Raw genomic sequence first — 13018 nt, forward strand, 5'->3', positions numbered from 1 at the left:
CCAATCACTCGCGTCTTCGCGAAAGCTTCGAGAGTTCGAGCACCACGGAATCCGGCTCGACGACACTGGCATGTTTTACCAGATCGAATCTCCACCGACCAAGCGCTTTATCGACCTCGCGCTGGTAATCCCGGCCTTTATGAAGGAAAAACCGTAGATCCGGATTGCGCTCGGCCCATGGCCAGCCGAAATCCATCAGGAGATCGAGGTCCGCCAAGGCCCGGGCGGAAATCGCGTCGCAATGCGCGATTGCCGCCGGCGCCTCTTCGATGCGAATCGCATGCACCGATGCGCGCGCACCGGTTTCGCGGATAGCCGTTCGCAGGAAGGCGGCCTTCTTGTTGTTGCTTTCGACGAGATGAATCCATCCATCTCCCGCGCCGGCCAGCAGAATACCGGTGACAATGCCCGGAAAACCGCCCCCGCTACCGAGATCCGCCCAAATCCGCGGCCCAGGACATAGAGCATAGATCTGCATGCTATCGACAACATGACGGCTCCAGACTTCCGCCAAGGTCGAGGGAGCCACCAGATTGATGGTTTTCGCCCATTTCTGAAAAAGCGCAACGAAAGCGTTCAGCCTGTCCTCGGTTTCACGTGAAACATTCAGCTCGGCAAATTCGCGGGGCAGAGACTTCATGCGCTGGCCGTCCGTTCCATCGCTGCCGCGGCGGGCACGCGCTTGAGATAGGCAAGCAAGAGGGTCAAGGCAGCCGGCGTCATGCCGTCCACCCGCGCGGCCTGTGCAAGATTCGCCGGGCGCGCCGCGGCCAGTTTCTGCTGCAATTCGATGGAGAGGCCGGGGAGGGCGGCAAAATCAAAGTCAGCGGGGATGCCACGATCTTCTTCCCGCCTTGCCTCGGCGATATCCGCCGCCTGCCGATTCATGTAAACCGCATAGCCGGCCTCGATTTCGATAGCATCGCGAACACGGGGGGAGAAGGCGTCGAGCTCAGGCCAAACGGCCGCCAGCCACGCAAAGTCGACGTCCGGATAGGCGAGCAGATCGTAGGCGGAACGGCGAACGCCGTCCTGGTTGATCCGGATCCCCTTGCTGGCCGCCTCATTGGGCGACAGCTTCAGGGTATCGAGCCGTTCCCGCAGGCGCTGCATGTCCGCCGACCATTCCTCGAAGCGCCGGCGCCGGTCTGCACCGACAATGCCAAGCGCCATGCCGGATGCCGTCAACCGCGCGTCGGCATTGTCAGCCCGCAGCGAAAGGCGATACTCCGCACGCGAGGTGAACATGCGGTAGGGCTCGGTCACGCCGCGGGACGTCAAGTCATCGAGCATCACCCCGATATAGCTCTCCGTGCGGCTGAAGGCGTGTCCCTCCATGCCCGCGGCCCGCCGGGCGGCGTTCAGTCCGGCAACCAGCCCCTGCGCCGCGGCCTCCTCGTAACCGGTCGTGCCGTTGATCTGGCCGGCCAGGAAAAGCCCGGGCTGTCGCCGGGTTTCCAGGGTGGCGGACAGTTCCCGCGGATCGACATGATCGTATTCGATCGCATAGCCTGGCTGCAGAATACGCACCCTCTCCAGGCCGGGGATGGTCTGAATGAAGGCCTGCTGTATATCGGCCGGAAGCGATGTCGAGATGCCGTTCGGATAGACGGTGTCGTCGTCCAGACCCTCAGGCTCCAGGAAAATCTGATGGCCGTCCCGTTCGCCAAACTTCACGATCTTGTCCTCGATCGACGGGCAATAGCGTGGGCCGACACCTTCGATCTGGCCGGAATACATCGCCGATCGGCCGATATTCTCCTCAATGATGCGGTGCGTCGCGGCCGTCGTTCGCGTGACGCCGCATTCGATCTGCGGTGTCGTGATGCGATCGGTCATGAAGGAGAACGGCACCGGCGTCTCATCTGCCGCTTGGCGCCCAACCGCGTTCCAATCGATGGTGCGACCATCGAGGCGTGCAGGCGTGCCAGTCTTCAAGCGGCCAAGCCTGAAGCCGAGACGTTCGAACGTCGCTGAAAGCCCGAGCGAGGGGTCTTCTCCCACGCGGCCAGCCGGGATTTTTTCGGAACCGATATGAATAAGGCCACGCAGGAACGTGCCCGTGGTAACCACCACGGCGCCGCAGGGCAGGCGCCGCCCGTCCTTCAGGATCACCGCGTGGATACGGCCATCTGCGCAATCGAGATCGTATGCGTCACCCTCGACAACGGTCAGGCCGGCAATCTGCGCAATCTCCGCCTGCATGGCCTCGCGATAAAGCTTTCGATCGGCCTGGCTGCGCGGGCCGCGCACCGCGGGGCCTTTACGCCGGTTCAACAGGCGAAACTGAATGCCAGCCCGGTCGGCAACCCGTCCCATCAGGCCATCCAGCGCGTCCACTTCCCGGACGAGGTGACCCTTGCCAAGACCGCCAATCGCAGGATTGCAGGACATGACCCCGATCGTCGAGGCCTTGTGGGTGAGCAAAGCCGTTTGCGCGCCGAACCGCGCGGCGGCGGCAGCAGCCTCGACACCCGCATGCCCACCACCGATCACCACCACATCATATGTCTTCAATGTCGTCATATCGAACCACCTGTTTCACGTGAAACGCCCAGCGCGACTCGTGTACGTTGTGTTGTTTCACGTGAATCACTTACCAATGCAAAATTCCGAAAAGATCACGTCCAGCAGGTTCTCCACATCCACCCGCCCTGTGACCCGACCCAGCGCCTGACCGGCGAGGCGGAGATGTTCCGCCTGTATATCGAGACCGTTCCCGCCCGCAGCCAGCGCCGCGCCGATGTGGCTGCGTGCTTCCGCGAGATTGTCCGCATGCCGTTGACGCGTAGGAAGTGCCAAGGCGCTTCCCTGATCCAGATTCGGGAGGTATCCGCTCACCAGATCCAGAAGTGCCGATATGCCTTCACCCGTCCGCACGGAAATCCTAACATCAGCTTCCGGATCCCGCCAGGCGGCATCCTGCCTGTCCGCCTTGGTCTGGACACGGATAACCGGACCGTCATATCCCTCGGTGAACGCGACCCAATCAGGCTCCGCAAGCGACGACAACAGAAGCACCAGATGGGCCTGGGCCATGGAAAGCTGTGTCCGGCGGATACCCTCCTGCTCGACAACGTCATCCGTCTCGCGCAAGCCGGCCGTATCATAGAGCCGAACGGCGAAGCCGTCGAGGTCCAGATCGACATGCAGCACATCCCGCGTCGTTCCCGGGACGTCGGTAACGATAGCGACATCCCGTTTTGCGAGATAATTCAACAGGCTCGACTTTCCCGCATTGGGCGGACCCACGATGACGACCTTGAGGCCATCCCGCACGATCTCCCCGGTTCTCACACCGGAAAGATGGTTAAGGATCTCTTGCTCCAATTGCCGCATGTCACGCCAGATGGTATCCGCAATAGAACCGGGAACATCGTCCTCATCGGCAAAATCCAGTTCGGCTTCAATCATGGCGCGCGCATGCGTCAGTCGTTTCGCCCACGAATCGTAGAGTTTCGACGGGCCGCCAGACGATTGCTCTGCCGCCAGACGGCGTTGCATCTCGGTTTCCGCCGCAATGAGATCCGCCAGGCCCTCCACTTCGACCAAGTCCATACGGCCGTTCAGGAAGGCGCGCCGGGAAAATTCACCGGCTTCCGCCGCACGCAGACCGGCCATGCCGGCGAGCTCCGCAAGAACAGCCTTGACCGTGGCCCGCCCACCATGGATCTGAAGTTCCGCGCAATCCTCGCCCGTGAAAGAGTTTGGGCCGGGGAAGAACAAGACCAGGCCCGCGTCGAGCTTCTCACCGTTCCGGTTACGAATCGAGAGCAGGGACGCGCGTCTTTCCGCGGGCTGGCGGCCGCACAGCGCTTGCACCGCCTGGCCGCTTGCAGGTCCGCTCAGGCGAATCACCGCCACGCCGGAGGGCAAGCCGCCGCTCGACAAGGCAAAGATCGTGTCCGTGGACATCATGATTTATCATTCCGGGTGCGAATCGGCGATTCCGTTTCGGAGGAGAATCGATTTCTTCTCCTGAAACGAAAATGGTCCCGCCTTACGGCGGGGCCATGTCTTTACGCACGTTCGTGCCTATTGGCTATGTGTTCATCGAATCGAAGAAATCGCCGTTGTTCTTCGTCTGCTTCAGCTTGTCGATCAGGAATTCGATCGCATCCGTGGTGCCCATCGGGGCAAGAATGCGGCGCAACACGAAGATCTTCTGGAGATCCTGGCGCGGCACCAGAAGGTCTTCCTTGCGCGTGCCGGACTTGAGGATGTCCATGGCCGGGAAGATGCGCTTGTCGGCGACCTTGCGATCCAGCACGATTTCCGAGTTACCGGTACCCTTGAACTCCTCGAAGATCACTTCGTCCATGCGGCTGCCGGTGTCGATCAGCGCCGTCGCGATGATGGTCAGCGAACCGCCTTCCTCGATATTGCGCGCCGCGCCGAAGAAGCGCTTCGGGCGCTGCAGGGCGTTCGCGTCGACGCCGCCGGTCAGCACCTTGCCCGAGGACGGAACCACCGTGTTGTAGGCGCGGCCGAGGCGGGTGATCGAATCGAGCAGGATCACGACGTCGCGGCCGTGCTCGACGAGGCGCTTGGCCTTCTCGATGACCATTTCGGCGACCTGGACGTGGCGCGTCGCCGGTTCGTCGAAGGTCGAGGAAACGACTTCGCCCCGCACCGATCGCTGCATGTCCGTCACTTCCTCCGGACGCTCGTCGATCAAGAGGACGATGAGATAACATTCCGGATGGTTTGCGGTGATCGAATGGGCGATGTTCTGCAGGAGAACCGTCTTACCCGTGCGCGGCGGGGCGACGATGAGGCCGCGCTGGCCCTTGCCGAGGGGCGCGACGAGATCGATGACGCGCGGCGACAGATCCTTCGAGGTCGGGATCTCGAGTTCCATCTTGAAGCGCTCGTTCGGGTAGAGCGGCGTCAGGTTGTCGAAGTGGACCTTGTGGCGGATCTTCTCCGGATCGTCGAAATTGATCGTGTTGACCTTGAGCAGCGCGAAATAGCGTTCGCCTTCCTTCGGGCCGCGGATCGGGCCTTCCACCGTATCGCCGGTCTTCAGCGAGAAACGGCGGATCTGGGAGGGCGAGATATAGATATCGTCCGGGCCGGGCAGGTAGTTCGCATTGGCCGACCGCAGGAAGCCGAAACCGTCCTGCAGCACTTCCACGACACCCTCGCCGATGATCTCCACGTCCTGCGCGGCCAGCATCTTCAGGATCGCAAACATCAGTTCCTGCTTGCGCATCGTGCTCGCGTTCTCGACCTCGAGCGATTCGGCAAAGGCAAGGAGGTCGGTCGGAGTCTTGTTCTTGAGGTCTTGTAGCTTCATTTCGGCCATGAATGGTCCATGCTGGGTGTCATCGGGATGGGAAAAGGCGTGCGGGTCAAGGCCGAACTGCGGGGGATCGGGTGCAGTTCACTGAACGAATACACATGCCACGAAAGATGAGATGCGCGGAAAATAGCGGTTCCGGTGCTGCCCCGCAAGGGGGCTTTGAAATTTCATCCGTTTTGTCGCAGAGGCTCAGAACGGTTTGACGACGACCAGAATGACGATGAGGATCATCAGGAGCGCCGGCGCCTCGTTCCAGATGCGCCACTGGCGGCCGCTCCAGGTGTTGCGGTCCTCGGCGAAGGCCTTGACGGCCCGGCCATAGAACTGGTGCACGCCGGTCATGAGGATGACCAGGGCGAGCTTGGCATGCAGCCAGCCGCCCTGGAAACCGTAGACGGACCAGGCGAGATAAAGGCCGAGCAGCCAGGAAAGGCCCATCGCCGGCTGCATGATGACCCGGTAGAGCCGCTGTTCCATCACCTTGAAGACCTGCGCCTCGGCCGAGCCGGGCGGGGCATCCGTGTGATAGACGAAGAGCCGCGGCAGGTAGAGCAGGCCCGCCATCCAGGAGATGACGGCGATGATGTGCAACGACTTGATCCAAAGATAGAGATCGTCCGGCGGATGGAGGACGAGGAGGAGCACAAGCAGCGCGAAGACGACAAGCGCCACCGCGGCGCGCAGCCGCGCCCGGCGTCCGGCGCTCTCGCCCGCCTGCTTCTCGCTCACCGCTTTTCCCCGCGCACCCGCGCCACGAGGCGCGCGACAGTGTCGGGATCGGCCTGCGGCGTGATGCCATGGCCGAGATTGAAGATCAGCGGCCCATTGCCGAGCACCTGCAGGATGGCGTCGATGCCTTCGTCGAGCGCCGCGCCGCCGGCGACGACGCGCATCGGATCGAGATTGCCCTGGACGGGGCCGTCCTTCTGCAGGTCGGCCGCGAAGGAGAGCGGTACGGACCAGTCGAGGCCAATGGCGTCGGCGCCGGTCTGCTGCCGGTAGGATTTCAGGAGCACGCCCGCTCCCTTGGCAAAGGCGATGATCTTCGCCTGCGGTCGGCGGGCCTTGACCGAAGAGATGATGCGCTGCACGGGCCGGACGGCGAAATCGGCAAACTCGCGTTCGCCGAGAACGCCGGCCCAGGAATCGAAGATCTGCACCGCATCGGCGCCGGCATCGATCTGCGCCACAAGGTAATCGGCCGAGAGTTCGGCAAGCACGTCGAGCAGATGTGCGAAGGTGCGTGGCTCCCTGTAGGCGAAGAGACGCGCGGGAGCCTGGTCCGGCGTTCCGTGGCCGGCGATCATGTAGGTGGCAACGGTCCAGGGCGCGCCGCAGAAGCCGAGCAGCGCCGTTTCCTCGGGCAGGGCGCCCCGGATGCGGCCGACCGCCTCTATCACCGGCTGGAGATGATCTGCCACCCCGTCGCCCTTCAGGGCCAGAATGCCATCGACATCGATCGGATCGAGGCGCGGCCCATGGCCTTCCTCGAAGCGGACATTGCGCTTCAGGGCGTCGGGAATGACGAGGATATCGGAGAACAGGATCGCCGCGTCGAAGCCATAGCGGCGGATCGGCTGGAGCGTCACTTCCGTCGCCAGCTCCGGCGAATAACAGAGATCGAGGAAGCTTCCCGCCGCCGCGCGGGTCTGCCTGTATTCCGGCAGGTAGCGTCCGGCCTGACGCATCAGCCAGAGGGGAGGGGGGGAGATCGTTTTCCCGTTCAGGACATCGACGATCTTCCGGCTTTTCGCAGACACCGCGGGGTTCTCCCAATCAATGAAATAATCTCTTTGAAAAGGTTTCTATTTCTTAGAGTCGGTGACTATCAAGGATTAAATCCTCTCCACAGGGATCCGGCCTTGCCGGCGGCAGGGCGGAAAAGACAAAACCCGCAGGAAGATTTTCTGAGAATAATGCGGAGAACCGGATTCGCCTTTTCGAATCAAGGCGATCGACGGCGTCGACAAAAGAGCCTTGCTGTGGATGAGATGTGGAGAAGCGCGACACTTTGCCGTGTCATGAGTCTTATCCACATGGGCCGTGAATCCTGTTCCCGTCTCCCGCGGATTGTGGATAAAAAGGCGGTTATCCCCTTGCCTCCCGATCCCTGTCGTTCTTAGCTCGGTGCTGTCCCGGTTCATCAACAGGGGGCGGAGGATATTGTGGAAAGCACCAGAAACTACTTCCATCTGCACCTGATATCGGACTCGACGGGCGAGACGCTGATTGCCGCGGGGCGGGCGGCAGCCGCGCAGTTCCAGTCGTCCCAGGCGCTCGAACATGTCTATCCGCTGATCCGCAACCGCAAGCAGCTCATGCCCGTGCTCGATGCCATCGACGGAGCGCCGGGCATCGTGCTCTATACGATCGTCGACCGGGAGCTTTCGGAGATCATCGACCAGCGTTGCCGGGAGATGGGCGTACCCTGCGTCTCCGTGCTCGAGCCGGTGATCGACCTCTTCCAGTCCTATCTCGGTGCGCCTTCGCGCCGGCGGGTGGGCGCGCAGCATGTGATGAACGCGGAATATTTCGCGCGGATCGACGCGCTCAATTTCACGATGGACCACGACGACGGGCAGCTGCCGGCCGATCTCGACGAGGCGGACGTCATCCTTGTCGGCATCAGCCGCACCTCTAAGACGCCGACGAGCATCTATCTCGCCAATCGCGGCATCAAGACCGCCAATGTACCGATCGTGCTCGGCGTGCCCCTGCCGGAGCGGCTGTCGACGACGACGAAACCGCTGGTCGTCGGACTGATCGCCACCACGGACCGCATTGCCCAGGTGCGGCAGAATCGGGTGCTCGGCCAGACGCAGGATTTTCGCGGCGACGATTATGTCGACCGGTCGCAGATTTCCGAGGAATTGAAATATGCCCGTGCCATCTGTGCGCGCAACAACTGGCCGATCATCGACGTCACCCGGCGATCGATCGAGGAAACGGCCGCCGCCATCGTTGCTCTTCGCCCGAAGCTTCGCTAACCGGGAGGGGAAACGGAGATTTCCATGACATCGCTGATCCTTGCCTCGCAAAGTCCCTTTCGCCGCATGCTGATGGACAATGCGGGCCTTGCCTTTGAAACCGAGGCGGCCGATCTCGACGAGCGCGCGATCGAAACCGCGCTTGCGGCCGGCAACCCGACGCCGCCGGAGATCGCCCAGGCGCTGGCGATCGAAAAGGCCGTGAATGTGGCGCGGCGCAATCCCGGCGCCCTCGTCATCGGTTCCGACCAGACGCTGTCCCTGGAGGGGCGGGTGTTTCACAAGCCGGCCGACATGGCAGAAGCCAAGACCCATCTTCAGGCCATGTCCGGCCGCACCCATTCGCTGAACTGCGGCATCGCCCTGGTACGGGACGGAGAGACATTGTGGAGCCACATCTCCATCGCGCATCTGACGATGCGGCCGCTGTCCGGCGATTTCATCGATCGCCACCTGGCGCGGGTCGGACCGCGGGTGCTGGCGAGCGTCGGCGCCTATCAGCTCGAGGGCGAAGGGGTGCAGCTCTTCGAGCGGATCGACGGCGACTATTTCACCATCCTCGGCCTGCCGCTGCTTCCCTTGCTGGCTAAACTTCGCGATCTCGGTGCCATCGATGCATGATTCACGTGAAACAGTCGCTCGCCATGCCTTCGTGACGGGCTATCCGGTCAAACATTCGCGCTCGCCGCTGATCCATGGATACTGGCTGGAAACGCTGGGATTGCAGGGATCCTATACGCGGCAGGAGGTTTCGCCCGAGGATTTCGCCGGCTTCATTTCCCGCTTGAAAAGCGGTGAATCCGGCTTCATCGGCGGCAATGTCACCATCCCGCACAAGGAAACGGCCTTCGCGCTCGCCGACCGGCCGGATGCGCTGAGCGAAGAGCTCGGGGCGTCGAACACGCTCTGGCTGGAGGACGGCCGGCTCCATGCGACCAACACCGACGGTTTTGGATTTCTCGCCAATCTCGATGCCGCCGCGTCCGGCTGGGACAGGACGGACCGGGCCGTCATCCTCGGGGCTGGCGGCGCCAGCCGGGCGATCCTCCAGGCGGTGCGCGATCGCGGCGTTGCGGAAATCCATGTCGTCAACCGCACTGCCGCCCGCGCGCAGGAACTGGCCGACCGTTTCGGGCCGAGCGTGCACGCCCATCCGATGGCGGCCCTGCCGGAGGTCATGAAGGGGGCAGGGCTTTTCGTCAACACGACGTCGCTCGGCATGGATGGCGAGGCGGCACCGGATTTCGACTTCTCGCCCCTGGGTGAGGGCGCGGTGGTGACGGACATCGTCTATGTGCCGCTGGTCACGCCGATCCTGCGTCAGGCGGCCGAGCAGGGTTTTGCCACGGTGGATGGCCTCGGCATGCTCCTGCATCAGGCGGTGCCGGGCTTTGAAAAATGGTTCGGTGTGCGGCCGGCCGTCGATGCGCGATTGCGCGGGATGATCCTCGCCGACATGGAGGCGCATCGATGATCGTGCTCGGCCTCACCGGATCGATCGGAACAGGCAAGTCGACGACCGCGGCGATGTTCCGCAATCTCGGTGTGCCGGTGCATGACGCGGATGCGACGGTGCACGACCTCTATCGGATGGAGGCCGTCGCGCCGGTCGCCGCGCGGTTTCCCGAAGCGCTGCGCGATGGCGTCATCGACCGCACGGCACTGTCGGCGACGCTGGCCCGGTTCCCGGACCGCTTTGCCGCGCTGGAGGCGATCATCCACCCGCTCGTGCGGGCACGCGAGAAAGCCTTCCTCGATGCGCAGCGGGATCATGGATCGCCGCTCGTCCTGCTCGATATCCCGCTGCTCTACGAGACCGGGGGGGAAGCGCGGGTGGACAAGGTGGTGGTCGTCACCTGCGATCCGGACATACAAAGACAGCGCGTGCTCGCCCGCCCAGGCATGACGGAGGAGAAATTCCAGCTCATCCTGTCACGCCAGACGCCGGATGCGGAAAAGCGCCGGCGCGCCGATTTCCTCATCGATACCGGCAAGGGGCTTGAAGCGGCGCGCAAACAGGTGGAAGAGATCGTTGAAAGCTTGAAGGGACAAGAGCACTGATGCGCGAGATCATCTTCGATACGGAAACGACCGGCCTCGACAACAAGCTCGACCGCGTCATCGAAATCGGCGGCGTGGAGCTGGAGAACCATTTTCCGACCGGCCGCACGCTGCACCTCTTCATCAGCCCGGGCGACCGCAAGGTGCATCCGGATGCGCTTGCCGTGCACGGCATCACGGACGAATTCCTGAAGGACAAGCCGCCCTTTGCCGATCTGGCGCAGCAGATCCTCGATTTCTTCGGCGATGCCCGCTGGGTGGCGCACAATGCCAACTTCGACATGGGCTTCATCAACGCCGAGTTCGAGCGCATCGGCCTGCCGCCGGTCCTGCAGGAGAAGGTGACGGACACGCTGGCGCTGGCGCGCCGCAAGCATCCTATGGGGCCGAACTCGCTCGATGCGCTCTGCCGGCGCTACGGCATCGACAATTCGCATCGCACGAAACACGGCGCCCTGCTCGACTCCGAGCTTCTGGCCGAGGTCTATATCGAGATGATCGGCGGCCGGCAGGCGGCGCTCGGGCTCGGCATGGCCGAGAGCGGCCGGCGGACGCTGGTCGAGGCTGAGGACGATGTCGTCCTGCCGCTGGGCGTCAGGCCGAAGCCGCTTGCGCCCCGCCTTTCCGAGGAAGAGCGCGCCGCCCATGCCACCATGGTGCAGAAGATGGGCGACAAGGCGATCTGGGCGAAATACGGCGCGTGAACCTGGCCCAGCTTTTCAAAAAGCAAAAGAAAACGCCCGGTCACCAGGTGGCCGGGCGTTTTCGTTGAAAGCCGGTGGTCGCCTCAGTTGGCGTTGACCTTGGCCTTGACCTGTTCTTCGGCCATGCGCTGGGTGAACATCTGCGCGAAATCGATCGGATCGATCATCAGCGGCGGGAAACCGCCGTTGCGGGTCGCGTCGGCGATGATCTGGCGGGCGAAGGGGAAGAGCAGGCGCGGGCACTCGATGAAGAGCACCGGGAGCATGTGTTCCTGCGGGAAGCCCGCGACGCGGAAGACGCCGCCATAGGCGAGTTCGGCGTTGAAGAGCATCTTGTCGCCGTCCTTGGCTTCCGCGTTCAGCGAAAGGATGACGTCGAAGTCCGTCTCGGAGAGCGGGTTTGCATTGACGTTGACGCTGATGTTGATCGCCGGCGCCTTGTCACGGGCCTGGAGCGACCGCGGTGCACCCGGGTTTTCGAAGGAGAAGTCCTTCACATACTGCGCCAGGATGTTGAGCGAGGGGCTCGCGGCGTTGTTCTCGGTTGCTGCGTCGGTCATGAAAGTATCCTCGGGGACTCTGGAAAGTCAGGCCATCTAGCATTTCGGCCCCGGGCTTACAACCCGCCGTCACGGCCGGCCGTCGCGATGAAAGTCGCTTTCGTCTAGATCGATGGTGCGCTGGGGGCCTGTCTGCGGCCGGTTGCCGGGGTGCGTGCCGCCGATGTCGACGACCACGATGTTGCGCATCAGCCGGTTCCAGAGGAACGTGCGGACGGGCGGCAGAAACAGGGCGAGCCCCACGATATCGGTGAGGAAGCCGGGAATCAGCAACAGGATGCCGGCGATCATGATCATCGCGGCATCGAGCATTTCCTTGCCCGGCGCGCGGCCGTCCTGGCCGGCCTGGCGCAACCGGGCAAGCACGCCGAAACCCTGGATGCGCATCAGCACGATGCCGGCGACGGCCGAAAGCACGACCAGCGACAGGGTGGCAAAAAGGCCGATGCGCCGCCCGACAAGAATGAAACAGGCGATTTCCGCCAGCGGCAGCAGGAGAATGAAGAGGGGAATGAGACGTCGCAGCATGGCCTTCACTGTCGCACAGTTTAGCGCGGACCGATACTGCCGGCGCTGTTTGGGCGTGCCTTCATCGCATTCACGTCATCGCCATTTGAATGATCCGGTTTTGCGGACTATATGGGAAAGGAACAAGAAAAACGAAAACGGCTGCGGATCGATAATGGGCTCATTCGACTTTGTAACGATTTTTTTCCTGGTGGCTGCGGTGGTCATCTTCCTGCAGTTGCGCAGCGTGCTCGGCCGGCGCACCGGCAGCGAGCGCCCGCCCTTCGATCCCTATTCCAAGCGCGAGACCGCCAGCGAGGCTGATTCGGCCGATCGCGGCAAGGTGGTCACGCTGCCGCGGCGGGATGGGACGGACGAGGAGGAAAATCCCTATGCGTCCGTCGATGGCTTTGCCGCACCGGGCACCCCGCTCAACGAGCAGCTTCGCCAGATCGTCAAGGTCGACCCGTCCTTCAACCCGAAGGAGTTCGTCAACGGCGCCCGCATGGCCTATGAAATGATCGTCGTCGCCTTTGCCGACGGCGACCGCAAGGCATTGAAGAACCTCCTGTCGCGCGAGGTCTATGAAGGCTTCGACGCGGCCATCTCGGAACGCGAGAGAAACGGCGAGGTCGTCCGCTCCAGCTTCGTCGGCATCGAGAAGGCCGATATCGTCAGCGCCGAGGTCAAGGACAGCGAGGCGAATGTGACGCTGCGCATCGTCAGCCAGCTGATCTCCGCCACCTATGACAAGGCCGGCACGCTGATCGAGGGCGATGCGGAAACGGTGGCCGAGGTCAACGACCTGTGGACCTTCGCCCGCGACATCCGTTCGCGCGATCCGAACTGGAAGCTGATCGCCACCGAATCGGAAGGCTGAGCGAGGCAAGGCCA

Annotated in this window: 14 protein-coding genes; 6 read left to right on the plus strand and 8 right to left on the minus strand. The window is 62.9% G+C overall.

What is annotated here, in order from left to right:
* Positions 1-4 precede the first annotated feature (4 nt).
* From AABQ55_RS02420 to hemE, 6 genes are all read right to left on the minus strand, one after another.
* Positions 5-640 carry a 16S rRNA (guanine(527)-N(7))-methyltransferase RsmG gene (locus tag AABQ55_RS02420; protein ID WP_272807135.1) on the minus strand — a complete coding sequence of 212 codons (636 nt, stop codon included), beginning with the start codon at positions 638-640 and terminating at the stop codon, positions 5-7.
* Complete coding sequence (gene mnmG / locus AABQ55_RS02425) at positions 637-2526, minus strand: tRNA uridine-5-carboxymethylaminomethyl(34) synthesis enzyme MnmG (protein ID WP_272807136.1); 1890 nt, start codon at positions 2524-2526, stop codon at positions 637-639. The genes AABQ55_RS02420 and mnmG overlap by 4 nt, the downstream gene beginning before the upstream one ends.
* 66 nt (positions 2527-2592) lie before the next feature.
* Positions 2593-3918 carry a tRNA uridine-5-carboxymethylaminomethyl(34) synthesis GTPase MnmE gene (gene mnmE / locus AABQ55_RS02430; RefSeq protein WP_272807137.1) on the minus strand — a complete coding sequence of 442 codons (1326 nt, stop codon included), beginning with the start codon at positions 3916-3918 and terminating at the stop codon, positions 2593-2595.
* Positions 3919-4042: 124 nt separating this feature from the next.
* The gene (gene rho / locus AABQ55_RS02435) at positions 4043-5308 is read right to left on the minus strand and encodes a transcription termination factor Rho (RefSeq protein ID WP_024271281.1); all 1266 of its coding nucleotides are present in this window, start codon (positions 5306-5308) and stop codon (positions 4043-4045) included.
* A gap of 186 nt (positions 5309-5494) precedes the next feature.
* Positions 5495-6034 carry a protoporphyrinogen oxidase HemJ gene (gene hemJ / locus AABQ55_RS02440; protein ID WP_272807138.1) on the minus strand — a complete coding sequence of 180 codons (540 nt, stop codon included), beginning with the start codon at positions 6032-6034 and terminating at the stop codon, positions 5495-5497.
* The gene (gene hemE, locus AABQ55_RS02445; RefSeq protein WP_272807139.1) at positions 6031-7065 is read right to left on the minus strand and encodes a uroporphyrinogen decarboxylase; all 1035 of its coding nucleotides are present in this window, start codon (positions 7063-7065) and stop codon (positions 6031-6033) included. The genes hemJ and hemE overlap by 4 nt, the downstream gene beginning before the upstream one ends.
* Positions 7066-7470: 405 nt before the next feature.
* On the opposite strand from hemE, the gene AABQ55_RS02450 reads away from it, so the two are divergent.
* From AABQ55_RS02450 to dnaQ, 5 genes are read left to right on the plus strand one after another with little or no spacing between them, the layout of a single operon-like run.
* Entirely contained in the window at positions 7471-8292 is an 822-nt protein-coding gene (locus AABQ55_RS02450; protein WP_244770752.1) for a pyruvate, water dikinase regulatory protein, read from the plus strand.
* Positions 8293-8316: 24 nt separating this feature from the next.
* Positions 8317-8913 carry a Maf-like protein gene (locus AABQ55_RS02455; protein WP_244770753.1) on the plus strand — a complete coding sequence of 199 codons (597 nt, stop codon included), beginning with the start codon at positions 8317-8319 and terminating at the stop codon, positions 8911-8913.
* Positions 8906-9766: a shikimate dehydrogenase gene (locus AABQ55_RS02460; protein ID WP_272807140.1), complete on the plus strand. Its 861-nt coding sequence runs from the start codon at positions 8906-8908 to the stop codon at positions 9764-9766. The genes AABQ55_RS02455 and AABQ55_RS02460 overlap by 8 nt, the downstream gene beginning before the upstream one ends.
* The gene (gene coaE, locus AABQ55_RS02465; RefSeq protein ID WP_272807141.1) at positions 9763-10353 is read left to right on the plus strand and encodes a dephospho-CoA kinase; all 591 of its coding nucleotides are present in this window, start codon (positions 9763-9765) and stop codon (positions 10351-10353) included. Before AABQ55_RS02460 ends, coaE begins: the two co-directional genes overlap by 4 nt.
* Positions 10353-11057 (plus strand): DNA polymerase III subunit epsilon, encoded by a 705-nt coding sequence (gene dnaQ, locus AABQ55_RS02470; protein WP_272807142.1) that lies wholly within the window; start codon positions 10353-10355, stop codon positions 11055-11057. The genes coaE and dnaQ overlap by 1 nt, the downstream gene beginning before the upstream one ends.
* Positions 11058-11140: 83 nt before the next feature.
* On the opposite strand, the gene secB is transcribed toward dnaQ, so the two are convergent.
* A complete protein-coding gene (secB, locus tag AABQ55_RS02475; RefSeq protein ID WP_244770757.1) occupies positions 11141-11617 on the minus strand; it encodes a protein-export chaperone SecB in 477 nt (158 codons plus the stop codon).
* Positions 11618-11686: 69 nt separating this feature from the next.
* Positions 11687-12145: an FxsA family protein gene (locus AABQ55_RS02480; protein ID WP_244770758.1), complete on the minus strand. Its 459-nt coding sequence runs from the start codon at positions 12143-12145 to the stop codon at positions 11687-11689.
* Between the two features lie 154 nt (positions 12146-12299).
* Here AABQ55_RS02480 and AABQ55_RS02485 point away from each other — a divergent pair, with 154 nt between their 5' ends.
* On the plus strand, positions 12300-13004 hold the full coding sequence (locus AABQ55_RS02485) for a Tim44/TimA family putative adaptor protein (protein WP_244770759.1): 705 nt from the start codon (positions 12300-12302) through the stop codon (positions 13002-13004).
* The last annotated feature ends 14 nt before the right edge of the window (positions 13005-13018 follow it).

Origin of the sequence: Shinella sp. WSD5-1 (assembly GCF_963942435.1) — a bacterium.
Lineage (GTDB): Bacteria > Pseudomonadota > Alphaproteobacteria > Rhizobiales > Rhizobiaceae > Shinella > Shinella yambaruensis.